This window comes from Piscinibacter lacus (assembly GCF_016735685.1).
In the GTDB taxonomy this organism is placed as follows: Bacteria; Pseudomonadota; Gammaproteobacteria; order Burkholderiales; family Burkholderiaceae_C; genus Aquariibacter; species Aquariibacter lacus.
Window position 1 is genome coordinate 12,921 of the sequence record NZ_JAERRA010000001.1, and the last position, 26,193, is coordinate 39,113.

Here is a 26,193-nt window from a genome sequence, read left to right on the forward strand (position 1 = left end):
ATTGTAGGGAGGCCGTACCCACCCCGGCCGTGCGGCCGCAACACATCAAGAAGCCCATGAGCAAAGCACTGGTCATCGCCGAGAAGCCGAGCGTCGCGCAGGACATCGTCCGCGCGCTGACGCCTTCATCCGGCAAGTTCGAGAAGCACGAGGACCATTTCGAGAACGCGCACTACGTCGTGTCCTCGGCGGTCGGCCACCTGGTGGAGATCAAGGCGCCGGAGGAATTCGACGTCAAGCGCGGCAAGTGGAGCTTCGCCAACCTGCCGGTCATCCCGCCGCACTTCGAGCTGGCGCCGATCGACAAGGCCAAGAGCCGGCTGAACGCCCTGGTCAAGCTGATCAAGCGCAAGGACGTGACGAGGCTGATCAATGCCTGCGACGCCGGCCGCGAGGGCGAGCTGATCTTCCGCCTGATCGAGCAGTACGCCGCCGACAGCACCGCCGCCACCCGGGCCAAGGGCCTGGGCAAGCCGATCAGCCGCCTGTGGTTGCAGAGCATGACGCCGCAGGCCATCCGCGATGGCTTCGAGCAGTTGCGCGGCGAGGCGCAGATGCAGGGCCTGGCCGACGCCGCCCGCAGCCGCAGCGAGGCCGACTGGCTGGTCGGCATCAACGGCACGCGGGCGATGACGGCCTTCAACAGCCGCGACGGCGGCTTCTTCCTGACCACGGTGGGCCGGGTGCAGACGCCGACGCTGTCCATCGTGGTCGAGCGCGAGGAGAAGATCCGCAAGCACGTCTCGCGGCCCTACTGGGAGGTGAAGGCCGAGTTCGGCGCCGCCGCCGGCAGCTACGAGGGCAAGTGGTTCGACCCGGCCTTCAAGAAGAACGAGGACCTGGAGCGCCGCGCCGACCGCATCTGGGACGAGGCATCCGCCCGCGCGGTGGTGGATGCCTGCCGCGGCCAGCCCGCCACCGTCAACGAGGAGGCCAAGCCCAGCACCCAGGCCAGCCCCCTGCTCTACGACCTGACCACGTTGCAGCGCGAGGCCAACTCGCGCTTCGGCTTCTCGGCCAAGACCACGCTGTCGATCGCCCAGGCCCTGTACGAGAAGCACAAGGTGCTGACCTACCCGCGAACCGACTCGCGCGCCCTGCCGGAGGACTACTTGGCCACGGTGAAGAACACGGTCGAGATGCTGGCCAACGAGGACCAGCCCGGCCCGCTCAAGGCCCTGGCCGGTCATGCCCGCTTCGCGCTGAACCAGGGCTACATCAAGCCGAGCAAGCGGGTGTTCGACAACGCCAAGGTCTCGGACCACTTCGCCATCATCCCGACCCTGCAAGCGCCCAAGGCCCTGACCGAGGTCGAGGCCAAACTCTACGACATGGTGGTCAAGCGCTTCCTGGCCGTCTTCTACCCGAGCGCCGAGTTCATGGTGACGACGCGCACGACGATCGTCGAGGCCGGCGCGGCGCGGCACCACTTCCAGACGAACGGCAAGGTGCTGGTCAAGCCGGGCTGGCTGGCCGTCTACGGCAAGGAGGCGCAGGAGGACGACGCCACCCTGGTCGCCGTGCAGCCCGGCGAGGCCGTGACGACCGAGGCCGTGAACCTGAACGCGCTGAAGACCAAGCCGCCGGCCCGCTACAGCGAAGCCACGCTGCTGAGCGCCATGGAAGGCGCCGGCAAGCTGATCGACGACGAGGAGCTGAAGGCCGCCATGCAGGAGAAGGGCCTGGGCACGCCAGCCACCCGCGCGGCCATCATCGAAGGCCTGATCCTGGAGAAGTACATGCTGCGCGAGGGCCGCGAGCTGATCGCCACGGCCAAGGCCTTCCAGCTCATGACCCTGCTGCGCGGCCTGGGCGTGGAGGACCTGACCAAGCCCGAGCTGACCGGCAACTGGGAGCACCGCCTGGCCGAGATGGAGAAGGGCCGTCTCTCGCGCGCAGCCTTCATGGGCGAGATCGCGGCGATGACCGAGCGCATCGTCAAGAAGGCCAAGGAATACGACCGCGACACCGTGCCCGGCGACTACGCCACCCTGGCCACGCCCTGCCCGAACTGCGGCGGCGTGGTCAAGGAGAACTACCGCCGCTTCGCCTGCGTCGGCAGCCAGGCTGCGGCGACGGGCGCGTCGGACGGCGAGGGCTGCGGCTTCTCGATCGGCAAGATCCCGGGCGGCCGCGCCTTCGAGACGGCCGAGGCCGATGCCTTCCTGCGCGACCGCAAGATCGGCCCGCTGGAGGGCTTTCGCTCCAAGGCCGGCTGGCCCTTCACCGCCGAGCTGAAGCTGGTCTTCGACGAGGAGATCAAGAACTGGAAGCTGGAATTCGACTTCGGCGAAGACGCCAAGCAGGCCGAGGCCGACGGCGAGCCGGTCGACTTCAGCGGCCAGGACAGCCTGGGCGCCTGCCCGAAGTGCAAGGGCCATGTCTACGAACACGGCACGAACTACCTCTGCGAGCATGCCGTCGGCGCGCGCGTGACCTGCGACTTCAAGACCGGCAAGATCATCCTGCAGCAGCCCATCGCCCACGAGCAGGTGCAGAAGCTGCTGGCCACCGGGCAGACCGAACTGCTGGAGGGCTTTGTCTCCAACAAGACCCGCCGCGCCTTCAAGGCCCGGCTGGCCTGGGATGCGAAGGAGGGCAAGGTGGGCTTCGCCTTCGAGCCGCGGCCCGCCGCCAAGAAGGCGCCGGCCAAGAAGGCGGCGCGCAAGGCGGCGGACGAGGGCTGAGGCGGCGTGAGCCCGAGACCCCCCGGCGCGCGGCGCCGCCCATCCCGCCGCGGCCCGGCCCGGGCTTGCACGCGGCGCTGAAGGGCAGGCGCCGCGCATGGGCAGCGTGCTCTTCCTCAAGCTCGGCGCGATCTTCACGACGATCGCGCTGGGCTGGATCGCCGGCCGCTTCGAAGCCTTCCGGGGCGGGGAGGCGGCGCGCATCCTGTCCAACGCGGCCTTCTACCTGTTCGCACCGGCGCTGCTCTTCCGCGCCACCGCGCGCATCGACCTGGCCACCCTGCCCTGGCGGGCGCTGGCGGTCTTCTTCGTGCCGGTGGTGCTGGGCATGGCGGGCGTCTACCTGTGGCAGAAGCGGGCGCTGCGCCGCGCCGCGCGGGCGCAGGGGGCGATGCCCGAGGCGGCCGCGCCGGCGGTGCGCGCCATCACCGCGGCCTTCGGCAACAACGCGCAGCTCGGCATCCCGATGGCCGCGGCGCTGTTCGGCGAGGCCGGCTTGCAGATCCACCTGGCGGTGGTCAGCCTGCATGCCCTGGTGCTGCTGAGCCTGCTGACGGTGCTGGTCGAGCGCGACCTGGCCCGGGCCGCCGTGCGCCGTGGCGAGGCGCCGGCCAGCCTGGCCGGCACGCTGGCACGGGTGGTGCGCAACACGGTCATCCATCCCATCGTGCTGCCGGTGCTGGCCGGCCTGGCCTGGAACCTGGGCGGCCTGCCGCTGCCCGGGCCGCTGGACGAGGTGCTGGTGATGCTGGGCACCGCCGTCGTGCCCCTCTGCCTGGTGGCCATCGGCTTGTCGCTGGGCCATTACGGCGTGCGCGGCGCGGCGCGGGTGGCCGGCCAGCTCAGCGCCTTCAAGCTGCTGGTGCAGCCGGCCCTGGTGCTGGCCGCCGGCTGGGCGGTGGACCGCGGACTGGGTGGCGGCCTGCTGGGCCTGCCGCTGGCGGTGATCGTGCTGGCCGCCGCCAACCCGACTGGCAGCAATGCGCTGATGTTCGCCCAGCGCTACCGCAGCCAGGAGGCCGAGGCCACGGCCGCCATCGTCGTCTCGACCAGCGCCTTCGTGCTGACGGCGCCGCTGTGGCTGCTGCTGCTCGGCGCGCTGGGCGGGCCGCTGACGCGCTGAGCGGTGGGCCGGCCCGGCGGCCGGCCGGGCCCGCGGCGACAATCGCGGTATGAATGCTTCGACCCCCTCCGCCACCCTCGCCCCCGAGGATGTGAACGCGCTGATGGAGCGCCTGGGCCAGGCCGCGCGACGCGCCGCCACCACGATGGCCGCCGCCTCGACCGCGACCAAGAACGCCACCCTGCTGGCCCTGGCCGCCGCGATTCGCGCGCAGGCCGGCCCGCTGCAAGAGGCCAATGCCCGCGACATCGCCGCCGCCGAGGCCGCTGGCCTGGCCGCGCCGATGGTGGACCGCCTGCGCCTGACGCCCAAGGTCATCGCGCAGATGGCCGAGGGCTGCGAGCAGGTCGCCGCCCTGCCCGACCCGATCGGCGAGATGACGAACCTGCGCCGCCGCCCGACCGGCATCACCGTCGGCCAGATGCGGGTGCCGCTGGGCGTCTTCGGCATGATCTACGAGAGCCGGCCGAACGTGACCATCGACGCCGCCTCGCTGGCCATCAAGAGCGGCAATGCCGCCATCCTGCGCGGCGGCTCGGAGGCGGCGCACTCCAACGCCGCGCTGGCCGCCCTGGTCGGCCAGGCCCTGGCCCAGGCCGGCCTGCCGGCCGAGGCCGTGCAGCAGGTGCCGACCACCGATCGGGCGGCGGTGGGCCGCCTGATCGCCATGCCGGCCTATGTTGACGTGATCATCCCGCGCGGCGGCAAGGGCCTGATCGAGCGCATCAGCCGCGAGGCCACGGTGCCCGTCATCAAGCACCTGGACGGCAACTGCCACACCTATGTGGACGCCGAGGTCGACCTGGCCCTGGCCGTGGCGGTGACCGACAACGCCAAGACGCAGAAGTACAGCCCCTGCAATTCGACCGAGTCGCTGCTGGTGCACACCGCCGTGGCGCCGGCCTTCCTGCCCCGCATCGGCGCGGTCTTCGCGGCCAAGGGCGTGGAGATGCGCTGCGGACCGCGTGCGCTGGCCCTCCTGCGCGCGGCGGCCCTGCCCGGCGCGAAGCTGGTGGACGCCACCGAAGCCGACTGGGCCGAGGAATACCTGGCGCCCATCATCAGCATCAAGCTGGTCGACAGCCTGGACGAGGCCATCGCCCACATCAACCGCTACGGCAGCCACCACACCGACGCCATCCTGACGACGAACCACCCGAACGCGATGCGCTTCCTGCGCGAGGTCGATTCGGCCAGCGTCATGGTCAATGCCAGCACCCGCTTCGCGGATGGCTTCGAGTACGGCCTGGGCGCGGAAATCGGCATCTCGACCGACAAGTTCCACGCCCGCGGGCCGGTGGGGCTGGAGGGGCTCACTTCGATGAAGTGGATCGTCTTCGGCCAGGGCGAAGGCCGCGCCTGAGCCCGGCCACGATGAGCCTGCCCCTCGATCCCCGCGGCGCGCTGGTGCTGTTCTCCGGCGGCCAGGATTCCGCCACCTGCCTGGCCTGGGCGCTGGCGCGCTTCGCGCACGTCGAGACAATCGGCTTCGACTACGGCCAGCGCCACCGTGTCGAGCTGGACTGCCGCTCGCTGCTGCTGCGCGAGCTGCGCTGGCAGTTTGCGCACTGGGCGCCGCGCCTGGGCGTGGACCATCTGCTCGACCTGCGCCAACTGGCCCAGATCGGCGCGACGGCCATGACCGAGGAGCGCGCCATCGAATGGCAGGCCAACGGCCTGCCCAACACCTTCGTGCCGGGCCGCAACCTGCTGTTCTTCACCTATGCCGCGGCCCTGGCCTACCGGCGCGGGCTGACGGTGCTGGTCGGCGGCATGTGCGAGACCGACTACTCCGGCTACCCCGACTGCCGCGACAACACGCTCAAGGCCCTGCAGGTCGCGCTCAGCCTGGGCCTGGCCGGGCCGATGACGGTCGAGACGCCGCTGATGTTCCTCGACAAGGCCCAGACCTGGACCCTGAGCGAGCAGCTCGGCGGCCCGGCCCTGGTCGACCTCATCACCGAGCACAGCCACAGCTGCTACCTGGGCGACCGCAGCCAGCGCCACCCCTGGGGCCACGGCTGCGGCCACTGCCCGGCCTGCGAGCTGCGTGCGCGCGGCTGGACGAGCTACATCACGCAAGCCGCCCGGACGGCCGGCCCCGCGGCATGAGCCGGTCCGCCAAGGGAGGCCGCCATGGGTGAGCGGCTGGCCTGGATCGTCGGCCTGGCCGTCCTGGTCTTCTGGGTGATCGGCGCCTACAACCGCCTGGTGCGGCTGCGCGGCGCGGTGGCCGCGCTGTGGACGGCGGTCGATGCCGCCCTGCGGCGCCGCCACACCCTGGCGCAGGATGGCGCGAGCCTGGCCACCTCCGGCCTGCCCGGGGGGGCCGGCAGCGAATGGCCGGCCGAGGAATCGGCCCTGCTGGCCACGCTGGCCGCTGCCGCTCGCCAGGCCGGGACCGCCGCCCAGGCCGTGGCCCAGCGCCCCCTGGAAGCCGGCCCCATGCAGAGCCTGGGCCTGGCCGAGCAGGTGCTGGACCGCGCACTCGGCGGCCTGCGCCAGCGGGTCGAGGCCCAGGCCCGGCCGGAAGCCCCGCCCCCCGGCTCGGCCAGCGACACCGCCTGGCGCGTGCTGCTGCAAGCCCTGCACCAGAGCCTGCAACAGGCGGGGCAGCAGATCGCCTTCCAGCGCGGGCCGCACGATGCGGCGGTCTCGGCCTACAACCTGGCCCGCGCGGAATGGCCGACCCGGCTGGTCGCCGACCTCTTCAACTTCCGCCCTGCCGCGCGGCTGCCGGCCCCGGCCGCCGAGCCGGCCGAGGCCAGCCTCGGCCTGACGGCCCTGCCCGATCGGGCCCCGGACGATGCCCGCTGAGACCCCCCGCGCGAGCCCGGCCGCGCTGCCCCTGGCCCGCCTGCTGGAGCACAGCGCCGAGGCGGTCGCCGCCGTTCGCGCCGGCCGCTCGCTGACCGAGGCGCTGACACGCTGCCCGCCGGCCGCCCGCGCCGGCAGCCAGGCCCTGGCCTTCGAGGTGATGCGCGGCCTCGGCCGCGCCCAGGCCCTGGCCACCCTGCTGGTCGCGCGCCAGCCACCACCCTGGGTCGAGGCCCTGCTGCTCTGCGCGCTGGCGCTGGGCGCGCGCGACAGCCGGGCCGGCTATGCGCCGCACACCCTGGTCAGCCAGGCGGTCGAGGCGGCCAAGCACCGCGCGCCGGCCCAGGCCGGCCTGGTCAATGCCGTGCTGCGCCGTGCCTTGCGCGAGGCCGAAGGCCTGGAAGCCCATCTGGCCGGGCAGGACACGGCGCGCTGGAACCATCCCGCCTGGTGGATCGCCCAACTGCGCCTGGACTGGCCCGCGCACTGGCCGGCCCTGCTCGACGCCGCCCAGGCCCCGCCGCCGATGACGCTGCGCGTGAACCCCCGCCACGGCAGCCTGGCCGACTATGCGCAGCGCCTGGCCGGGGCCGGCCTGCCGGCCCGCCCGCTGGGGCCGGACACGCCGCAGGCCCTGCAGCTCGACACGCCGCAGCCGGTCGAGCGCCTGCCGGGCTGGGCGGAAGGCGCCGTCTCGGTGCAGGACGCCTCGGCGCAGCGCGCCGCCCACTTGCTGCTCGATGGCGCCGGCCTGCCGCCCGGCGCGCGGGTGCTGGACGCCTGCGCCGCCCCCGGCGGCAAGACCGCCCACCTGCTGGAGCGGGCCGAGCTGGATCTGCTCGCCCTGGACAGCGACGCCGGCCGCCTGCGCAAGGTCGACCAGGGCCTGCAGCGCCTGGGACTGCGCGCCCGGACGGTGGCCGGCGACGCCGGCCGGCCGGCCGACTGGTGGGACGGCCGGCCCTTCGACGCCATCCTGCTCGACGCGCCCTGCTCGGCCTCGGGCATCGTCCGCCGCCACCCCGATGTGCGCTGGCTGCGCCGCCCGGCCGACCTGCCCGCGCTCGCGCAGGCGCAAGCCCGGCTGCTTGACGCCCTGTGGCCGCTGCTGGCGCCGGGCGGGCGGCTGCTGTTTGCGACCTGCTCGGTCTTCCGGGCCGAGGGCCAGGACCAGGTCGACGCGTTTTTGCAACGCACGCCCGGGGCGCGGCTGCGGCCATCGCCCGGCCACCTGCTGCCCCTCACCCACAATGGTGCGACGGTGGCCGGATCGCAGGCTGCCGAAGGCGGCGCCCCCGGCGACGGCTTCTTCTACGCGCTGTTCACGCGCGGGGACGCGGCCCCCGGCACGGCCTGATGCCGCGCCCCACCACGCCGTCCGAGCTGCCCGTCCGTGCCCTGCGTCCCCGTACTGCTGCTGCGCCGCCTGGTCCTGCTGCTGAGCCTGCTGCTGGCCCTGGCCCCGCTGCGTGCCGAGCCGGAGCTGAGCAGCTTCGAGCTGCGCCGCCAGGACGATGAAGGCCTGCTGCTGAGCTACAGCCTGCGGATGCCGCTGCCGACGGCGGTGGAGGAGGCCCTGCTCAAGGGCGTGCCGCTGCACTTCCTGACCGAGGTCGAGGTCTACCGCGAGCGCTGGTACTGGCGCGACGAGCGGGTCGCCCGCCAGAGCCGCGCCTGGCGCCTGGCCTGGCAGCCGCTCAGCCGCCGCTACCGCCTGAGCCTGGGCGGCTTCAGCCAGCAGCATGACCGCCTCGACGAGGCCCTGGCCGCGGTGCTCGCCGCCTCGCGCTGGCAGATCGTCGAGCCCGGCGTGATCGACGACGGCTCGGCCTACCGGGTCGAGTTCAGCTTCCAGCTCGACACCTCGCGCCTGCCGCGCCCGCTGCAGTTCAGCGTGGACCGCGCGGACGCCTGGGAGCTGGAGCTGCGGCACCGCGCCCGCCTGCTGCCGCGCGAATCCCGCTGAGGCCGGCATGAACCAGCGCGACGCGCGGGGCCTGCGGATCGTCGCCCTGGTGGCCCTGGCCGGCGCCGGCCTGGTGCTGGCCTCGCTGCTGGTGGTGGCGACCGACAACCGCACGGTGCATGAGCGCCACTTCCCCTGGCTGCTGGGCGTGAACCTGGCGATCGCGGGCGTGCTGGCGGCCGTCGTCGTGCTGGCCGGGCTGCGCCTGGTCTCGCGCTTCTGGCACGGCCGCTTCGGCAGCCGGCTGCTGCTGCGGCTGGCGGCGATCTTCGCGCTGGTCGGCGTGGTGCCGGGGGCGCTGGTCTATGCGGTGAGCTACCAGTTCGTCGCGCGCAGCATCGAGAGCTGGTTCGATGTCTCGGTCGAACGCGCGCTGGAAGCCGGCCTGGACCTGGGCCGGGTCACGCTGGATGCCGCGCTCAAGGACCTGTCCGACAAGACCCGCCAAGCCGCCGACCGCCTGGCTGATGCGCCCGAGCGCCGCCAGCCGCTGGCGCTGGAGCGGCTGCGCGAGCAACTGGCGGCGCAGGAGATCGCGCTGCTCGGCCCCGGCGGGCAGGTGCTGGCCAGCGCCGGCGGCAGCGCCTATGCCCTGGGCCCGGAGCGGCCGGGCACGGCGCTGTTCCGCAAGGCCCGCGAGATGCGGATCGCCGCCCAGCTCGAAGGCCTGGACGACGAAGGCCTGGGCGAGCCCGGCAGCCGCCGCGAGGACGGCAGCCCGCGCAGCCCGCCGCGCATCCGCGCCCTGGCCCAGTTGCCGGCCGGCGGCTTTGCGCTGGCGGGGGAGGAGCGCTGGCTGCTCGTCACGCAGTGGCTGCCGCCGCAGCTTGCGGCCAATGCCCTGGCGGTGCAGGCGGCCTACCGTGAGTACCAGGAACGCGCCCTGGCGCGCGAGGGCCTGCGCAGCATGTACATCGGCACGCTCACCCTGACCCTGGTGCTGGCGGTGTTCGCCGCGGTGCTGCTGGCCGTGACCTTCGGCAACCGCCTGGCCAAGCCGCTGCTGCTGCTGGCCGAGGGCGTGCAGCAGGTCGCCCGGGGCGACCTGGGGCCCAAGCCGGTGTTCAGCTCACGCGATGAGCTGGGCGGCCTGACCCGCTCGTTTGCCGAGATGACGCGCCAGCTTGCCGACGCCCGCGGCCAGGCCGAGGCCAGCACGGCGGCGCTGGACGGCGAGCGCGGCAAGCTCCAGACCATCCTCGACACCATGAGCGCGGGCGTGGTGGTGTTCGACGCCGAAGGCCGCATCGACACCGTCAACCCCGGCGCCATCCGCATCCTGCGGGCGCCGCTGGGGGCCTATCAGCATCGCCGGCTCGACGAGCTGCCGACCCTGGCTGCGCTGGCCGCCGCCGTCGAGGACCGCTTCCGCGGCGCGCAGCAGACCGGCGAGCCGGGCGAACGCTTGCAGTGGCAGGACGCCTTCGAGCTGAGCCCTGCCGCGGGCGCCGGGGCCCATCCCGACGACAGCACCCAGCCCACCGTGCTGGTGCGCGGCGCCACCCTGCCCGACGGCGCACGGCTGATCGTCTTCGACGACATCACCGAGCTGGTCTCGGCCCAGCGCGCGCAGGCCTGGACCGAGGTCGCGCGCCGCCTGGCCCATGAAATCAAGAACCCGCTGACGCCGATCCAGCTCTCGGCCGAGCGGCTGGAGCACAAGCTCGGCCCCAAGCTGGCCGAGGCCGATGCGGCCATGCTCGCGCGTGGCGTCGCCACCATCGTGACCCAGGTGCAGGCGATGAAGCAACTGGTCAATGAATTCCGCGACTACGCCCGCCTGCCGGCCGCGCGGCTGGCGCCGCTGGACCTCAATGCCCTGGTGCAGGACGTGCTGCAGCTCTATGCCGAGGCCCAGGAGCAGGGCCGGCTGCGCGCCCGGCTGCAAGCGGACCTGCCGCCGATCGAGGGCGATCCGAGCCAGTTGCGCCAGGTCGTGCACAACCTGGTGCAGAACGCGCTGGATGCGGTCAGCGAGCAGGCCGACGGCAGCGTCGAGATCCGCAGCGAAGGCCGGCGCGATGCCGAGGGCCGCTGGCAGGGCCTGCGGCTGGTGGTCGAGGACAATGGACCCGGATTTGCCGAGGGCGTGCTTCAGCGCGCCTTCGAACCCTATGTGACGACCAAGGCCAAGGGCACCGGCCTCGGGCTGGCGGTCGTCAAGAAGATCTGCGACGAGCACGGGGCCCGCATCCGACTTGGCCCGCGCGATCCGGACGGGGCCACCCCCCGACCGGGCGCACGGGTTTCGATATCATTTTCCAAGTGGGTGGCCTGAGCAGGCCGCCCGGCGACCGCGCCCCTTGCGCGGTCGTGCGCTGACCGATTCCATGGCCACCATTCTTGTAGTCGACGACGAACTGGGCATCCGTGCCCTGCTCTCGGAAATCCTCACCGACGAGGGCCACACGGTCGAACTCGCGGAGAACGCCCAACAGGCCCGAGCCGGACGGGAGCGGGTTCGGCCCGACCTCGTGCTGCTCGACATCTGGATGCCCGATGTCGACGGCATCACCCTGCTCAAGGAGTGGGGCGCGAACGGCCAGCTCACCATGCCCGTGATCATGATGAGCGGCCACGGCACCATCGACACCGCGGTCGAGGCCGTCAAGCTCGGCGCCATGGCCTTCCTCGAAAAGCCCATCACCCTGCAGAAGCTGCTGCGTGCGGTGGAGCAGGGCCTGGCCCGGCCACAGGCCCGCGGCGCCGAGGACCCGTCCGGCACCGAGGCGCCGCGCACGAGCAGCGAGCCGCCCAGCGCCGCGCAAGCGATGCCGGCAACGAGCACGCCGGTCGAGGCCGCGCCGCCCGCTGGCCCGAACAGCCGTCCTGCGACGCAGAGCTTCGAACTCGACCGCCCGCTGCGCGAAGCCCGCGACGCCTTCGAGAAGGCCTACTTCGAGTTCCACCTCGCCCGCGAGAACGGCAGCATGACCCGCGTGGCCGAGAAGACCGGGCTGGAGCGCACCCACCTCTACCGCAAGCTCAAGCAGCTCGGTGTCGACCTGAACCGCAGCCGCAAGAACCTCGTCGGCTGAGCGCGACAGTCGGGCTCGCGGCGCCTGCTACACTCCCGTCTTTCTTGGCTCGGTAGCTCAGTTGGTAGAGCAGCGGATTGAAAATCCGCGTGTCGGTGGTTCGATTCCGCCCCGAGCCACCAAGACATGACGCCCCAGCATCGCAAGATGCTGGGGCGTTTCGCATGGGGCACCCGCCCGGCCCGCCGCTCAGCCCTTCACGACGATGGCCAGGCCCTTGAGGTACTCGCCTTCGGGGAATGCCACCGTCGTCGGGTGATCCGGCGCGGCTTCGAGGCGGGCGAGCAGGTGGCCGTCGACCTGGGCGTCGATGCCGGCGCCGGCGACGATCTTGTGGAAGAGGTCGGCATTGACGCCGCCCGAGCAACTGAAGCTCAGCAGCAGGCCGCCGGGGCTGAGCAGCTTGAAGGCCAGGCGGTTGATGTCCTTGTAGGCGCGCGCGGCACGCTCGGCATGGGCGGCGCTGGGGGCGAACTTGGGCGGATCGAGCACGATGGCGTCGAAGCGGCGGCCGTCCTTGAGGAGCTGGCGCAGCGTGGCGTTCACATCGGCGTCAAGCGTGCGGTGCGCGGCCGGGTCGTAGCCGAAGGCGGCGGCATTGCGCTCGACATGGGCCTGCGCCCGCGCCAGGGCCGGGCCGGAGGAATCGACGCTGCTCACCTCGCTGGCCCCGCCCGCGAGCGCGGCCACGCTGAAGCCGCCGGTGTAGCTGTAGCAGTTCAGCACGCGCTTCGCGCCGAACTGGCGGACCCAGGCGGCAAAGCGGCCGCGGTTGTCGCGCTGGTCTAGGTAGTAGCCGGTCTTGTGGCCGTGGGCGATGTCGACCTGCAACTGCCAGCCGTGTTCGTCGATCGTGCGTTCGGCCGGGGCCTCGCCCTCGGCGCCCTGCAGCCAGCCGGTCTTGACGGCCAGGCCTTCGAGCTGGCGCACGCTGGAATCGGAGCGTTCGTAGACCCGCGTGCAGCCGGTTTCGGCGACGAGTGCGGCGACGATGACGGGCTTCCAGCGTTCGATGCCGGCCGCCAAGCACTGCACACTGAGGGTGTCGTCGTAGCGGTCGACGATCAGGCCGGGCAGTCCGTCGGCCTCGCCGTGGATCAGGCGCTGGCCCTTGCTGGCGATCGCCAGGCGCTGGCGGTAGCGCAGCGCGGCGGCGATGCGGCGCTGGAACAGGGCCTCGTCGACACGCTCATGCTCGTCGAAGCTCCAGATCCGCACGCGGATCTGCGAGCGCGGGCTGAAGGCACCCCAGCCGAGGAAGCTGCCGTCGGCGGCCTCCACGCGCACCGTCTCGCCGGTGTCGCCGCCGCCTTTGTCGATGGAGCCCTGGAACACCCAGGGGTGGCGGCGCTGCAGCGAGCGCTCCTTGCCTTCACGGAGTCGGACAGTCTTCATCCGGCGATTGTCCCCGGGCTGGGATGCGGCAGGCCGCAGTCCGGCGCAAGCGCGCCACGCCGCTCAGGCGGGATCGTCCGGCTTGCGCCGGGCGCGCGGGTGGGCCGCGTCGTAGGCCTTGGCCAGATGCTGCCAGTCGAGCCGGGTGTAGACCTGGGTGGTGGCGATGCTGGCATGGCCGAGCAGCTCCTGCACGCCGCGCAGTTCGCCGCTGGACTGCAGCAGGTGCGAGGCATAGCTGTGCCGCAGCATGTGCGGATGCACCGGCTGCGGCAGGCCGGCGCGGGCCGCGCGCTCGCGCAGGCGGCTGCGGACCTGCGAGGGGCTCAGCCGCCGGCCGCTGCGGTTGAGCAGCAGGGCCGGCTGATCGGGTGAGGCCAGGGCCGGGCGCTGCGCGAGCCAGTCGACCAGCGCGTCCAGCGCGGCCCGGCCGACCGGCAGGCTGCGGCGCTTGCGGCCCTTGCCGAGCACATGGGCCTCGGCGGCACTGCGGTCGATCCAGCCCTGGGCCTGCGGACCGGCGTGCACGTCCAGGCTGCAAAGCTCGGCCACGCGCAGGCCGCAGCCGTAGAGCAGCTCGACGATGCAGCGGTCGCGCGCTTCCAGCCGCGGGTCGGCGGGCTCGGCCACGCGATGCTCGGCCAGGGCCACGGCTTCCTCCACCGACAAGGCCTTGGGCAGCAGCCGCGGGGCCTTGGGCGCCCGCAGGCCGTCGGCCGGATTGGCGCGCAGGCCGTGGCGCTGGCCCAGCCAGCGGTAGTAGCCGCGCCAGGCCGACAGCATCTGCGCCAGGCTGCGCGGGGCCAGGCCCTCGCCATGCAGGCGCGCGGCCCAGCGGCGCAGGGCGCTGGTCTGGACTTCGGGCAGGGCCAGGCCCTCGGCCGCGGCGCAGTCGGCCAGGCGCTGCAGCGCGGCGGTGTAGGCGCGCAGGCTGGCGGGGGCGAGGCGGCGCTCGACGCGCAGGTGCTCCAGGTGGGCGGCCGGGCTGCCGGCTTCGGGCCGGGCGGGGTCCGTGTCGGGGCCGGCCATGCCCGCCGGCCTCACTGCGGCAGCAGGCGGACGAGGCCGGCGCTGGCCAGCTCGCCGATGCGCATCAGGAACTCGGTGCCCATGTCGGCGCGGAAGCGCGTCGGGTCGGGCGAGCCCAGCACCAGCAGGCCGAAGGCGGCCGAGGCGGTGCCATGGCGCAGCGGCACCAGGGCCAGCGAGGCCGGCGCATCGCTCAGCCAGGCGGCGGCGTCGAAACCGGCATTCGGCCCGCAGTAGGGCAGGCTGAGGCCGGTGGTGAAGCTGCGCAGTTCCTCGGTGACCGGCTGGGCGCCGTCGGCCTCGGCCGGCAGTTCGGCCGGGCCCCAGACGCGGATGGCCGCCTGCGGGATCAGGAACTCGCGTTGCAGGCCCTGCACCAGCACGCCCGGCAGGGCCTGCGGATCGCGCGTCAGCATCAGCTCGCGGGTCCAGCGATGCAGGCGGTCGGCGATGGCGACGTTCTCCTGGCCGTGGCGGATCATCTCGATCAGCCGCAGCTCCAGGCCGCGAATCTTCTCGCGCAGCATCTCCATCTGCCGCTCCTGCAGCGAGACGGCGCGCGTACCGTGCGGGCTGCGCAACTGCACCTGGCCGAGCAGCTCGGCATGGCGCTCGAAGAAGCCTGGCGTCTGAAGCAGGTAGTTCGCGATGTCGTCTTCGGTGATGCCCTGAATGCTGCTCACAGCGTGATCTCTCCTTCGAAGACGGTTTCGGCCGGGCCGGTCATGGCGACCGAGGCCTCGCCCCCGGGCCAGGCGATGGTCAGCAGGCCGCCGCGGGTTTCCACATCGACCTGGGGATCGAGCCGGCCGGCCAGGATGCCGGCGACCACGGCCGCGCAGGCGCCGGTGCCGCAGGCCAGGGTCTCGCCGGCATCGCGCTCGAAAACGCGCAGCCTCACATGACCCCGGTCGACGATCTGCAGGAAGCCGGCATTGACCTTGCGCGGAAAGCGCGCATGGGCCTCGATGGCCGGGCCGAGGGTCTCGACCGGGGCGCGGTCGACGTCGTCGCAGCCGATCGCGGCGAGGTCCAGCACCGCATGCGGATTGCCCATCGACAGCACCGCCAGCGGCAGCGTGCGGCCGAGCACCTCGACCGGCCACTGCTGCGCGAAGGCCAGCGGCCGCAGGCCGCTGGCATCGAAGGGCACGCGGGCGGCTTCAAGCACCGGCCGGTTCATGTCGACGGTGACGCGGCCGTCGGCTTGCAGCTTCAGCACGAGCTGGTTGTTGACGGTCTCGACGACGATGGTGTCGCGCTCGATCAGGCCGCGGTCGCGCACATAGCGGGCGAAGCAGCGGGCGCCGTTGCCGCAGTGCTCGACCTCCTCGCCGGAGGCGCCGTTGAAGATGCGGTAGCGGAAGTCGACCCCGGGCGTCGCGCTGCGCTCGACGATCAGCAACTGGTCGGCGCCGACGCCGAAGCGGCGATCGCCAAGCCGGCGCATCTGGCCGGCATCGAGGGCCAGCGGGGCGGCGGTGGCATCGAGCACGACGAAGTCGTTGCCGGCCCCCTGCATCTTGGTGAAGCGGAGTCGCATCGCCCGATTATCCGGGCCCGGCCCCGTAGAGCTTGGGCTCGCCCGGCGGCCGGGTCTTGAAGCGCTTGTGCACCCACAGGTACTGCGCGGGGTTCTCGCGGATGCGGTCCTCGATCCAGCGGTTCATGCGCGCGGCATCGGCCTCGGCATCCTCGCTGCCGAAGCCTTCGAGCGGCGGGTGGTAGCGCACCCGCCAGCCCTGGCCGCGCGGCAGCATCTCGGCCACCACCGGCTGCACCGCCATGTCCATCAGCCGCGCCATGCGCGAAGGCGCCAGCAGCGTGGCCGCCGGCACGCCGAAGAAGGGCAGGAAGGCGGCATCCTTGGCGCCGAAGTCCATGTCGGGCAAGTTGAAGAAGACCGCGCCGCGCTTGACCTCGCGCAGCAGCGGCTTGGCCGTCTCCTGCCGGGCGAAGAGCTTGAGCGGGCCGAAGCGCAGGCGGCCGCGGCGCATCGCGGCATCGAAGACCGGATCGCTCTGGCGCTGGTAGATCGAAGCCCCGGGCCGCTTGACGTGCATCAGCGAGGCCGCGCCGGCCACATCGAGCGCAAGGAAGTGCGGCGCCAGCAGCATCCAGGCGCGCTCGGGATGGGCATCGGCCGCGCCGACCGCGCCCTCGATGCGGATCAGCCGCCGCAGCCGCGCCGGCGAGGCATGCCACAGCACGCCGCGCTCCAGCAGGCTCTGGCCCAGCCAGGCAAAGTGCTCGCGGGCCAGGGCGCGGCGCCGGTCGGCCGCCATCTCGGGAAAGCAGAGTTGCAGATTGCGCAGCGCGATGCGCCGCCGCGAGCCCGCCAGACGCCACAGCAGCGCGCCCAGGCCACGCCCCAGCGCCGCCAGCAGCGGCAGCGGCAGCCCGTGCAGCAGCCACAGCAGGCCCAGCAGCGCGCGGCTGCCCAGCTTCGCCAAGCCGGCGCTCATGCCGCGGGGCCGCTGCGCGGCGCCTTGTAGCGGGCGTAGGCCCAGAGGTATTGCTCGGGGCACAAGCGGATCAGGCCTTCCATCGCGCGGTTGATCGCGGTGGCGGCCTCGACCGGCTCGTCGGGCAGGGCTTCGGGCATCGGGCTCACCCGCACACGGTAACCGGCGCCGCGTGGCAGGCGCTCGCCCCAGACCAGCAGCAGCGCGCAGCCGGTCTGCTGCACCAGGCGTGCGGCCAGGGTCATCGTGTAGGCCGGCCGGCCGAAGAAGGGCGCCCAGACGCCCAGGCCCTCGGGCGGCACCTGGTCGGGCAGCAGGCCGACGACCTCGCCGCGGCGCAGCGCACGGATCATCTGCCGCACGCCGGCCAGGGTGGCGGGCGCCGCATCCAGGCCGGGCCGGCGGCGCGAGGATTCGACGATCTCGCGCAGCCAGGGCTTGCGCGCGGGGCGATAGAGCACGGTCATCAGGCCCCGGCCGGCGCCATAGCGCGCGGCGTAGGACTGGCCGATGGCCTCGAAGCAGCCCAGGTGCGGGGTCAGCATGAGCAGGCCGCGGCCCGCGGCCTGGGCCTGCTCGATCAGCTCGCCGCCCTGCCATTGCACGGGCATGGGCAGCGGCGCATCCAGCGGCCGGGCCCACAAGGGGGGCAGCTCGGCCAGCATGCGCCCGGCTGAGGGGATGGCGGCCCGGGCCTGGGACTTGCTCAGCCCTGCCTGGGCCGCATGCCTGTCAAAGCGGCGCCGATAGGACGGCGACAGGAGGTAGACCGCCCAGCCCAGACCGCCCCCGAGAAAATGCAGAAGCCCGAGCGGCCAGCCCGCCAGGCCACGCATGCAAACGGAGAGGAAACGGCTGAACACGGGCTGCTAAGATCAAAAAGTCGCCGAGTTATTGAACTACTTGCGGGGCGACAGAAAACGGTGCAAGCCGCTTTCCCGGGCTGAAAAGCCCACCTTCCGCTAAAGCGTTCGCCGCACCTCCCACCGGGCCGGCAACGCGCCAAGCAACCGGAATCCAGGAGTGTAAGAGTGGCGAACGATTTCCTTTTCACCTCGGAGTCGGTCTCCGAAGGCCATCCCGACAAGGTCGCGGACCAGATCTCCGACGCGATCCTCGACGCGATCTTTGCGCAGGACCCGCTCTCGCGCGTGGCCGCCGAAACGCTGTGCAACACCGGTCTGGTGGTGCTGGCCGGCGAGATCACCACGCAGGCCAATGTCGACTACATCGAGGTTGCGCGCGACACCATCAAGCGCATCGGTTACGACAACACCGAGTACGGCATCGACTACAAGGGCTGTGCGGTCCTGGTGGCCTATGACAAGCAGTCCAACGACATCGCCCAGGGCGTGGACCGCGCAAGCGACGACTACCTGAACATCGGTGCCGGCGACCAGGGCCTAATGTTCGGCTACGCGACCGACGAGACGCCGGCGCTGATGCCCGCGGCCATCCACTACGCGCACCGACTGGTCGAGCGCCAGGCCCAGCTGCGCAAGGACGGCCGCCTGCCCTTCCTGCGTCCGGACGCCAAGAGCCAGGTCACGCTGCGCTATGTCGATGGCAAGCCGGTGTCGATCGACACGGTCGTGCTGTCCAGCCAGCATGCCCCCGAGTGGAGCCTGGGCGACAAGATGAAGCCCGAGTTCTACGAGGCCGTCCGCGAAGAGATCATCAAGCCGGTGCTACCGGCCGAGTGGCTGACCGCCGACACCAAGTACCTGATCAACCCGACCGGCCGCTTCGTCGTCGGCGGCCCGCAGGGCGACTGCGGCCTGACCGGCCGCAAGATCATCGTCGACACCTACGGCGGTGCCTGCCCGCACGGCGGGGGTGCGTTCAGCGGCAAGGATCCGACCAAGGTCGACCGCTCCGCCGCCTACGCCGCCCGCTATGTGGCCAAGAACATCGTCGCCGCCGGCCTGGCCAGGCAGGCCCAAGTGCAGGTGGCCTACGCCATCGGCGTGGCCCGCCCGATGAACGTGACGATCAACACCTTCGGCACTGGCAAGCTGCCGGACGACAAGATCGCCGCGCTCGTCAACGAGCACTTCGACCTGCGTCCCAAGGGCATCATCCAGATGCTCGACCTGCTGCGTCCGATCTACGGCAAGACCGCCGCCTACGGCCACTTCGGCCGCGAGGAGCCGGAGTTCTCTTGGGAGAAGACCGACAAGGCCGCCGCGCTGAAGGCTGCCGCCGGCGTCTGATGCCCGGCCCGGGGCGGCGGCTGCCGCCCCGCGATGCAGGACACGCCCCCGGGGCGGGTCGGTCCCCGGGCCGGCCCGCCCAGCTTCCGTTTGGGCAGGCTGACTGAACAGAGGGCGGTCTGAGAGGCCCCGTCCGGGCCGGCCCGGACGGTCTCAACCCGTCTGCAAGGCCAGGCCGGCGTGCTCGCGCAGCGGGTGGAAGACGACCTTGGGATGCCGTTCCTGCGTCAGCCGCAGGTCGTAGGGCGAGGTCATCAGGTAGGCCAGGGTGTCGGCCGCATCGAGTGCCAGCTTGCTGGCAGCCTCGTCGGTGAACTTGCGCATCGCCGCCGCATCATCGCAAGTGACCCAGCGCGCGCCGTGGAAGCGGCAGGCGCCGAGCCGCGCCTCGACGCCGTACTCGGCCTTCAGCCGATGCTGCACCACCTCGAACTGGAGCTGGCCGATGGCGCCCAGCAGCATCGCGCCGCCAACTGTGGGCCGGAAGACCTGGATCGCGCCCTCCTCGCCAAGCTGCAACAGGCCCTGCATGAGCTGCTTGCTCTTCATGGGGTTGGCCAGCTCGACCGTCTGGAACAGCTCGGGCGCGAAGAAGGGCAGACCGGTGTAGGTGCCGAAGCTGGCCGGCGCCTCGCCGTGGGTGATGGTGTCGCCGAGCTGCACGCCGCCGTGGGTGGTGAAGCCGATGATGTCGCCGGCATAGGCCTCCTCCACCGCCTCGCGGCGCTGCGAGAGGAAGGTCACCACGCTGGTCGGCCTCAGCTCCTTGCCGCTGCGCTGCACGCGCAGCTTCATGCCGCTGGCATAGCGGCCGGAGTTGACGCGCACGAAGGCGATGCGGTCGCGGTGCGAGGGGTCCATATTGGCCTGCACCTTGAAGACCACGCCGCTGAAGCCCTCGGCGGCGGGCGGCACCTCCACGTCGCGGCCGTCGGCCTGGGTGACGTGGCGGGCCGCGGGCGGCGGGGCCAGGTCGACCAGGGCATCGAGCACCTCCTGGACACCGAAGTTGTTGACGCCGGAGCCGAAGAAGACCGGCGTCTGCTTGGCGGCTTCGAAGGCATCCTGGGCATAGGCCGGCGCGGCGCCGGCCAGCAGCTCGATCGAGCCTTCGGCAGTCTCGAAATCCTGGCCGAAGCGCGCGCGCAGCGTGTCGGCCTGGGCCAGGGGGACGATCTCGTCGGCATCGGCCCCGTCCTGGTCGCTGCGCTTGTCGGCGCCGGCCTTGAAGAGCCGCATCTGCTGCTTGCGCAGGTCGACGATGCCGCCGAAGGCCTTGCCCTGCCCCACCGGCCAGGTCATGGGCACGCAGGGCATGCCGAGCTCCTGCTCGATCTCGTCGAGCAGCTCCAGCGGGTCGCGCCCCTCGCGGTCCATCTTGTTGACGAAGGTCAGGATGGGCGTGTCGCGCTGGCGGCAGACCTCGATCAATCGCCGCGTCTGCGGCTCCACACCATTGGCCGCGTCGATCACCATCAGCGCGGCGTCCACTGCGGTCAGCACGCGGTAGGTGTCTTCCGAGAAGTCCTTGTGGCCGGGCGTGTCGAGCAGGTTGATCACGCAGTCGCGGTAGAGCATCTGCATGACCGAGCTGGCCACCGAGATGCCGCGCTGCTTCTCGATCTCCATCCAGTCGCTGGTCGCATGGCGGCTGGCCTTGCGCGCCTTGACCGAGCCGGCGATGTGGATCGCGCCGGAGAACAGCAGCAGCTTCTCGGTCAGCGTGGTCTTGCCGGCGTCGGGGTGCGAAATGATCGCGAAGGTGCGGCGGCGGCGCACCTCGGGGGCATGCGGCAGGGGGGTGAGGTCGGACATGGCGGGCAGCTCGCGCGGCGCGGCCCCGGGAGGGGCCGCCGCCGGAAAACCCGCGATTGTCGGCGAGGCGCCGTGCCGACGCCGCCCGGCCGCAGCGGTCTAGTCGAACGCCGGCAGCACCGGGTCGCGCAGCGCGGCGCGGGCCTGGTCGAAGTCGGGCAGCACATCGCGCACGACGTCCCAGAAGCGCGGGCTGTGGTCCATGTGGCGCAGGTGGGCGAGTTCGTGGACGACGACATAGTCCAGCGTCGCCAGGCTGAAGTGGATCAGCCGCCAGTTCAGGCGGATGGAGCCATCGGCGCTGGCGCTGCCCCAGCGGGTCTGGGCGGAGCTAAGAGCCAGCCGCCGCACCTGCACGCCCAGGGTCGGCGCGTAATGGGCCAGGCGCTCCAGGAAGACCCGGCGGGCCTCCTTCATCAACCAGGACTGCACGGCATCGCGCACCTGCACGGCATCGGCCTGCGGCGGCAGGCCCAGCAGCAGGCGGCGGCCGGGCGGGGTGTCGCCGGCGGCGGCCTCGCGCAGGGCCAGGCCGCGCTGCTGCGGGTCGAGCCGCAGCACCAGGGTCTCGCCGAGGTAGGGCAGGCAGGCGCCGTCGACCCAGTCGATGCGGCCGGCAGCCAGGCGGCGCTGGCGCTCACCCTGTTCGCCGAGCTTGCCCAGCAGCCAGCGGGCCTTGGCCTGGAGCGCGGCCTCGATGTCCCCGAGGCCGACCCAGCGCGGCGCGCGCACCGACAGGCCCTCGGCCGTGACGACCATGCCGATCGAGCGGCGCCGCACGCGGACCAGCTCGTAGCCGATGTTCAGGCCACCGAGCACGATGGCCTGGCGTGCCCGCGGATGCACCAGCAGGGCATGGGCCGCCGGCACCGCCGCATCCACTGGCCCGGGGGCCTGGCCCAGACCGGGCAGTTGCCGCTGAAGCTCGGCATGGTCGGCGGGGCCCGGGGCGACGGTCATGCAGACCAGTGTACGGGGGCGTCCCGGCCCGGCCGCCGCGGGTCCTCAGAGTTGGTTGAGCGGGATCTTCAGGTAGGCCACGCCATTGGACTCGGCCAGCGGCAGGTGGCCGGCACGCACATTGACCTGCACCGAAGGCAGCATCAGCGCCGGCATGGCCAGGGTGCGGTCGCGGGCGCTGCGCATGGCGACGAAGCTGTCCTCGTCGATGCCCTCGCGGACATGGATGTTGCCGGCGCGCTGCTCGGCCACAGTGGTGATCCAGCAGGGCTCGCGGCCGTCGGCCGGCGGATAGTCGTGACAGAGGTGCAGGCGGGTGGTCGGCGGCAGGCTCAGCACCTTCTGGATCGAGCGGTAGAGCGTGCGCGCATCGCCGCCCGGGAAGTCGCAGCGGGCGGTGCCGTAGTCGGGCATGAAGAGGGTGTCGCCGACGAAGGCGTCCTCGCCGATCAGGTAGCTCATGCAGGCCGGCGTGTGGCCGGGGGTGTGCATGGCGCGGGCCTGAAGCTCGCCGATGGCGAAGGCCTCGCCGTCGTCGAAGAGTTTGTCGAAGACTTGGCCGTCGGTGCTCATGTCCTCGGCATGGAAGATGCCCTTGAAGACCCGCTGCACCTCCCGGATGTGGCTGCCGATTGCGATGCGGCCGCCAAGCCGGGCCTTGAGCCAGGGCGCGGCCGAAAGGTGGTCGGCATGGGCATGGGTTTCGAGCAGCCAGTCCACCGTCAGGCCCTCGGCCTGCACATGGGCGAGCACGCGTTCGGCGCTGGCCGTCGAGGTGCGGCCGGACTTGGGGTCGTAGTCCAGCACGCTGTCGATGATGGCGGCGTGCCGTGTGGCCGGGTCGCTGACGATGTGGGTGACGGTGTTCGTCGCCGGGTCGAAGAAGGCGTGGATCGTGGCGTTCATGCAGGCCTCGGTGAGCGGATGCGGATCGACGCGGGCGGGTGTCGCCGCGGCGCCTGGGGGCAATATTAGCGACAAACGATATATAAAGTCTTGAACTATCATCGTGTCATGGTCTCCTCCCCTGCCACCCTGCCCCGGTCCGAGTCGCCTCCGCACTCGGCCGAGCGCCTGGGCAGCCAGTCCGAGGCCGCGGCCGCCCTGCTGCGGGCCCTGGCCCATCCGGGCCGCCTGCAACTGCTGTGCGCCCTGGTCGACCGCGAGTGCTGCGTCAGCGAGCTGGCCGAGACCACCGGCCTGACCCAGCCCTCGCTGTCGCAACAGCTTGGCGTGCTGCGCGGCGAAGGCCTGGTCGAGACCCGCCGCGACGGCCGCCACATCCACTACGCCATCGCCTCGGACGCCGCCCGCGCGGTGATCGCGGCGCTGCATGCCCATTTCTGCCCCACGAACCGGCCCGCCCGGCCGCACGCACCATGACCCTTGACTGGCAAGCTTTCACCCCCTGGACCGCCCTGGCCGGCGGCCTCTTGATCGGCCTTTCGGCCGTGCTGCTCGTGCTCGGCGCCGGCCGCATCGCCGGCATCGCGGGCATCGTGGGCGGCGCCTTGCAGGCCCTGCTCTCGCCCGGCGCCGGCCTGGCCTCGACGATCAAGGCCCAGGCCATGCGCCTGGTCTTCATCGCCGGCCTGCTGGTCTCGCCCTGGCTCTGGCAACTGGTGGCGCCGCTGCCGGCGGCCGAGCAGGTCAGCGGCAGCCTGGGCCTGATCGTCGCCGGCCTGCTGGTCGGCGTGGGCGTGCGCATGGGCAATGGCTGCACCAGCGGCCACGGGGTCTGCGGCCTGTCGCGCGGATCCTTCCGCTCGCTGGTGAACGTAGTGTCCTTCATGGGCGCCGGCTTCGTCACCGTGTTCGTGCTGCGCCACGTCCTCTGAGCCTTCCAGGAGCTTGCGATGTCCCTGTTCATCTCGGCCCTGTCGGGCCTCGTCTTCGGCCTGGGCCTGATCCTTTCGGGCATGGCCAATCCCGCCAAGGTCAGCGGCTTCCTCGATCTGGCCGGCGCCTGGGATCCAAGCCTGGCGCTGGTGATGGGTGGCGCCGTCGGCGTCGGCCTGATCGGCTTTGCGCTGGCCAAGCGGCGCCGCTCGGCCTGGAACGGCGATGCGATCGACCTGCCCACGAGCACCGTCATCGACCGCCGCCTGCTGATCGGCGGCCTGCTGTTCGGCGCGGGCTGGGGCATCGGTGGCTACTGCCCGGGTCCGGCCCTGGTCTCGGCGGGCAGCGGCAGCAGCGCGGGGCTGCTCTTCGTCGGCGCGATGCTGGCCGGCATGGCCCTGCACGACCGGCTGTTCGCGCGGCGCTGAGGCTGCGGCCGCGTCCCGGCTGGCGCTAGATCGCCAGCGGGTCGACGTCGATCGCCCAGCGCAGCACGCGCGGCTCGCGCAGGCCGTGGAGCTGCGGCAGCCAGGCGGCCAGCATCTGCTGCAAGGGCGCGCGGCGCGGGGCCTCGATCAGCATCTGGGCCCGCTCGACCTGGGCGACCCGCTGCACCGGGGACGGCACCGGCGGGAAGCAGCTCACGCCGGTCTCGGCCGCTGCCGCGGCGCCCAGCGCTGCCGCGGCAGCCAGCCAGGCTTGGGCGGCCTCCTGCGTGCGCGCCTCGGCGCGCAAGAGGGCCAGGTGGGTGGCCGGCGGCAGGCCGGCCTCGAAACGCTCGCGCCACTGCGCCTCGGCAAAGGCCGCGGCATCGTGGCGGACCAGGGCCTGGTAGAGCGGATGCGTCGGATGCCAGGTCTGCACCCACATCTCGCTCTGGCCGGACTGGCTGGCCTCGCGCCCGGCCCGGCCGGCGGCCTGCATCAGCAGCGAGAACAGTCGCTCGGGTGCCCGGAAATCGCTGCTGAACAAGGCGGCATCGGGCTGCACGGCGGCCACCAGGGTGATGCGGCGGAAGTCGTGGCCCTTGGCGACCATCTGGGTGCCGACCAGCACATCGATGTCGCCCGCATGCACCTGGGCGAGCTGGGCCTCCAGCGAACCGGCCGCGCGCGTGCTGTCGGCATCGATGCGGCCGATGCGGGCGCCGGGCAGGCGCTCGGCCAGCTCGTCGGCCAGGCGCTCGGTGCCGCGGCCCAGGGCATCCAGGTCGGCATTACCGCATTCGGGGCAGTGGCGCGGCACGCGCTCGGCGGCGCCGCAGTGGTGGCAGCGCAGGCTGCGGTCGCTCTTGTGGAAGACGCGCCAGGCACTGCAATGCGGGCAGCCGCTCTTCCAGCCGCAGGCGGCGCAATGCAGCACCGGCGCATAGCCGCGGCGGTTGAGCAGCACCAGGCTCTGCTCGCCCCGCGCCAGGCGCTGCTGCAGGGCCTCGACCAGGGCCGGCGCGATCAGGCCGGCGGCATGGTCCTCGCGCCGCAGTTGGCCCAGATCAAGCAGGCGCACGCGCGGCAGCACGCCGCCGCCGATGCGGCTGGGCATGGCCAGGCGCTGGTAGCGGCCGGCGCCGCCCTCGGCCTGCGGCCGGGCGTTGTGCCAGCTTTCCAGCGAGGGCGTGGCCGAGGCCAGCAGCACCGCCGCCCGCTCCAGCCGGCCGCGCAGCACGGCCAGGTCGCGGGCCGAGTAGCGCGCGCCGTCCTGCTGCTTGTAGGAGGGGTCGTGCTCTTCGTCGACCACCAGCAGGCCCAGGCGGTCCAGCGGCGCGAAGATGGCCATGCGGGTGCCGAGCAGCAGGTCGACCTCGCCGCGCAGCACCTGCAGCCAGTGCCGCAGCCGCAGCGCCGGGCTCAGGCCGCTGTGCAGGCTGAGGATGCGGCGCGCCGGAAAACGGGCTGCGACGCGCGCCTCCAGTTGCGGCGTCAGGTTGATCTCGGGCACCAGCATCAGCACCTGGCGGCCGCCGGCCAGCACGGTCTCGGCGGCGCGCAGGTAGACCTCGGTCTTGCCGCTGCCGGTCACGCCGTCGAGCAGGCTGACCGGCGGCTCGGCACCGGCCTGGCCGATGCGCTCCAGGCCCAGGGCGTCCAGCACGGCGGCCTGCTCGGGCGTCAGCGCGGGCCGCTCCGGAGCGGGGTGGGCGGCGGGCGGCGCGGCGGACGCGGCGCGGTCCAGGCGGCGCAGGCGGCGGTCGAGCTGGGTGGCGTCGAGCTTGCGCAACTCGGCCGGCAGCACGGCCAGGGCCAGTTCGCCCGCGCCGCGCTGGTAGTAGCGGGCCGCGAAGTCGATCAGGGCACACCAAGTGGCCGGCAGCGGCGGCAGGCGGTCGAAGACGGCGGCGACCGGGCGCAGGGCCCAGCCCTCGGCGGCCGGGGCCTCGGCCGGGCGAGGGGCCGTCCAGGCGATGCCCAGCACCTCGCGCCGGCCCAGCGGCACCCGCAGCAGGGTGCCGGGGGCGATGGGCCGGTCGCAGCCGTAGTCCAGCGGGCCGCTCAGGCCGCTGTGCTGCGGCGTCTCGACCAGCACCCCGAGCGTCTGGGCCGGCGCCTGCGGGACGGGGCTCAAGCGCTCCGACAAGGTCGATACCCCCTCAGCATGCCGGGCCAAGTGCTTGATTCACCGTGGATTTCCAGACTATCCACGGAGTCTGTGGATAACTTTGTGGGGAAACTGCGCGGAGCCGCGCTAAGTGCTTGAAGCACAAGGGCTGGGCTTACCCTGGCGCAAAGAAAGGCACCCGGATGAAAGCCTTACGAATCAACAACTTGCGTGGGGCTCCGGACAGGCCCTTGCTGCGATGCATCAGTGATGCTAGGGGGTGCGGGCGTCCAGAAAATTGGGGATAA

23 protein-coding genes and 1 tRNA gene are annotated in these 26,193 nt (G+C 72.3%); 14 read left to right on the forward strand and 10 right to left on the reverse strand.

The genetic code is table 11. The features are described 5' to 3' along the window. Positions 1-56 precede the first annotated feature (56 nt). From JI742_RS00070 to JI742_RS00115, 10 genes are all read left to right on the forward strand, one after another. Positions 57-2,687, forward strand: coding sequence for a DNA topoisomerase III (locus tag JI742_RS00070; protein ID WP_201822776.1), 2,631 nt, complete (start codon positions 57-59; stop codon positions 2,685-2,687). 97 nt (positions 2,688-2,784) lie between these two features. Next, positions 2,785-3,810, forward strand: coding sequence for an AEC family transporter (locus JI742_RS00075; RefSeq protein WP_201822778.1), 1,026 nt, complete (start codon positions 2,785-2,787; stop codon positions 3,808-3,810). Positions 3,811-3,859: 49 nt separating this feature from the next. Next, positions 3,860-5,173, forward strand: a complete 1,314-nt coding sequence (locus tag JI742_RS00080; RefSeq protein WP_201822780.1) for a glutamate-5-semialdehyde dehydrogenase — start codon at positions 3,860-3,862, stop codon at positions 5,171-5,173. Positions 5,174-5,184: 11 nt separating this feature from the next. Then, positions 5,185-5,922: a 7-cyano-7-deazaguanine synthase QueC gene (queC, locus tag JI742_RS00085; protein ID WP_201822782.1), complete on the forward strand. Its 738-nt coding sequence runs from the start codon at positions 5,185-5,187 to the stop codon at positions 5,920-5,922. A gap of 24 nt (positions 5,923-5,946) precedes the next feature. Then, positions 5,947-6,627, forward strand: coding sequence for a LemA family protein (locus tag JI742_RS00090; protein ID WP_201822784.1), 681 nt, complete (start codon positions 5,947-5,949; stop codon positions 6,625-6,627). Further along, positions 6,617-7,984 carry a 16S rRNA (cytosine(967)-C(5))-methyltransferase RsmB gene (gene rsmB, locus JI742_RS00095; protein WP_201822785.1) on the forward strand — a complete coding sequence of 456 codons (1,368 nt, stop codon included), beginning with the start codon at positions 6,617-6,619 and terminating at the stop codon, positions 7,982-7,984. The genes JI742_RS00090 and rsmB overlap by 11 nt, the downstream gene beginning before the upstream one ends. Positions 7,985-8,020: 36 nt before the next feature. Next, positions 8,021-8,593, forward strand: a complete 573-nt coding sequence (locus tag JI742_RS00100; RefSeq protein WP_201822786.1) for a DUF4390 domain-containing protein — start codon at positions 8,021-8,023, stop codon at positions 8,591-8,593. Between the two features lie 7 nt (positions 8,594-8,600). Next, positions 8,601-10,871 (forward strand): sensor histidine kinase, encoded by a 2,271-nt coding sequence (locus JI742_RS00105; protein WP_201822787.1) that lies wholly within the window; start codon positions 8,601-8,603, stop codon positions 10,869-10,871. A 52-nt stretch (positions 10,872-10,923) separates the two neighbouring features. Continuing rightward, positions 10,924-11,631: a response regulator gene (locus JI742_RS00110; protein ID WP_201822788.1), complete on the forward strand. Its 708-nt coding sequence runs from the start codon at positions 10,924-10,926 to the stop codon at positions 11,629-11,631. A gap of 46 nt (positions 11,632-11,677) precedes the next feature. Beyond that, positions 11,678-11,753: transfer RNA gene (locus JI742_RS00115), tRNA-Phe, on the forward strand. Between the two features lie 67 nt (positions 11,754-11,820). Here the strand turns inward: JI742_RS00115 and JI742_RS00120 are convergent. The 6 genes from JI742_RS00120 to JI742_RS00145 form a co-directional block, all read right to left on the reverse strand. Then, a complete protein-coding gene (locus JI742_RS00120; RefSeq protein WP_201822789.1) occupies positions 11,821-13,026 on the reverse strand; it encodes a class I SAM-dependent rRNA methyltransferase in 1,206 nt (401 codons plus the stop codon). Positions 13,027-13,089: 63 nt separating this feature from the next. Continuing rightward, complete coding sequence (locus JI742_RS00125) at positions 13,090-14,055, reverse strand: tyrosine recombinase XerC (RefSeq protein WP_201822790.1); 966 nt, start codon at positions 14,053-14,055, stop codon at positions 13,090-13,092. A gap of 11 nt (positions 14,056-14,066) precedes the next feature. Further along, positions 14,067-14,738, reverse strand: coding sequence for a DUF484 family protein (locus JI742_RS00130; RefSeq protein WP_201822792.1), 672 nt, complete (start codon positions 14,736-14,738; stop codon positions 14,067-14,069). After that, entirely contained in the window at positions 14,735-15,598 is an 864-nt protein-coding gene (dapF, locus tag JI742_RS00135) for a diaminopimelate epimerase (protein WP_201822794.1), read from the reverse strand. The genes JI742_RS00130 and dapF overlap by 4 nt, the downstream gene beginning before the upstream one ends. Before the next feature lie 7 nt (positions 15,599-15,605). Beyond that, positions 15,606-16,520, reverse strand: coding sequence for a lysophospholipid acyltransferase family protein (locus JI742_RS00140; protein ID WP_201822796.1), 915 nt, complete (start codon positions 16,518-16,520; stop codon positions 15,606-15,608). Further along, on the reverse strand, positions 16,517-17,356 hold the full coding sequence (locus JI742_RS00145) for a lysophospholipid acyltransferase family protein (RefSeq protein ID WP_201822798.1): 840 nt from the start codon (positions 17,354-17,356) through the stop codon (positions 16,517-16,519). Before JI742_RS00145 ends, JI742_RS00140 begins: the two co-directional genes overlap by 4 nt. 195 nt (positions 17,357-17,551) lie before the next feature. Between JI742_RS00145 and metK the strand changes: the two genes are divergently transcribed. Continuing rightward, complete coding sequence (metK, locus tag JI742_RS00150) at positions 17,552-18,733, forward strand: methionine adenosyltransferase (RefSeq protein WP_201822800.1); 1,182 nt, start codon at positions 17,552-17,554, stop codon at positions 18,731-18,733. Positions 18,734-18,886: 153 nt separating this feature from the next. On the opposite strand, the gene JI742_RS00155 is transcribed toward metK, so the two are convergent. From JI742_RS00155 to JI742_RS00165, 3 genes are all read right to left on the reverse strand, one after another. Beyond that, on the reverse strand, positions 18,887-20,548 hold the full coding sequence (locus tag JI742_RS00155; protein WP_236676713.1) for a peptide chain release factor 3: 1,662 nt from the start codon (positions 20,546-20,548) through the stop codon (positions 18,887-18,889). Positions 20,549-20,647: 99 nt separating this feature from the next. Next, entirely contained in the window at positions 20,648-21,508 is an 861-nt protein-coding gene (locus JI742_RS00160) for a M48 family metallopeptidase (RefSeq protein WP_201822802.1), read from the reverse strand. Between the two features lie 45 nt (positions 21,509-21,553). After that, entirely contained in the window at positions 21,554-22,414 is an 861-nt protein-coding gene (locus JI742_RS00165) for an MBL fold metallo-hydrolase (protein ID WP_201826224.1), read from the reverse strand. A gap of 108 nt (positions 22,415-22,522) precedes the next feature. Between JI742_RS00165 and JI742_RS00170 the strand changes: the two genes are divergently transcribed. From JI742_RS00170 to JI742_RS00180, 3 genes are read left to right on the forward strand one after another with little or no spacing between them, the layout of a single operon-like run. Beyond that, entirely contained in the window at positions 22,523-22,891 is a 369-nt protein-coding gene (locus JI742_RS00170) for an ArsR/SmtB family transcription factor (RefSeq protein WP_201822805.1), read from the forward strand. After that, on the forward strand, positions 22,888-23,346 hold the full coding sequence (locus JI742_RS00175) for a YeeE/YedE family protein (protein ID WP_201822808.1): 459 nt from the start codon (positions 22,888-22,890) through the stop codon (positions 23,344-23,346). The genes JI742_RS00170 and JI742_RS00175 overlap by 4 nt, the downstream gene beginning before the upstream one ends. A gap of 18 nt (positions 23,347-23,364) precedes the next feature. Further along, positions 23,365-23,778, forward strand: a complete 414-nt coding sequence (locus JI742_RS00180) for a DUF6691 family protein (protein WP_201822811.1) — start codon at positions 23,365-23,367, stop codon at positions 23,776-23,778. A 25-nt stretch (positions 23,779-23,803) separates the two neighbouring features. On the opposite strand, the gene priA is transcribed toward JI742_RS00180, so the two are convergent. Continuing rightward, positions 23,804-25,912, reverse strand: coding sequence for a replication restart helicase PriA (gene priA, locus JI742_RS00185; protein WP_201822814.1), 2,109 nt, complete (start codon positions 25,910-25,912; stop codon positions 23,804-23,806). Positions 25,913-26,193 lie beyond the last annotated feature (281 nt).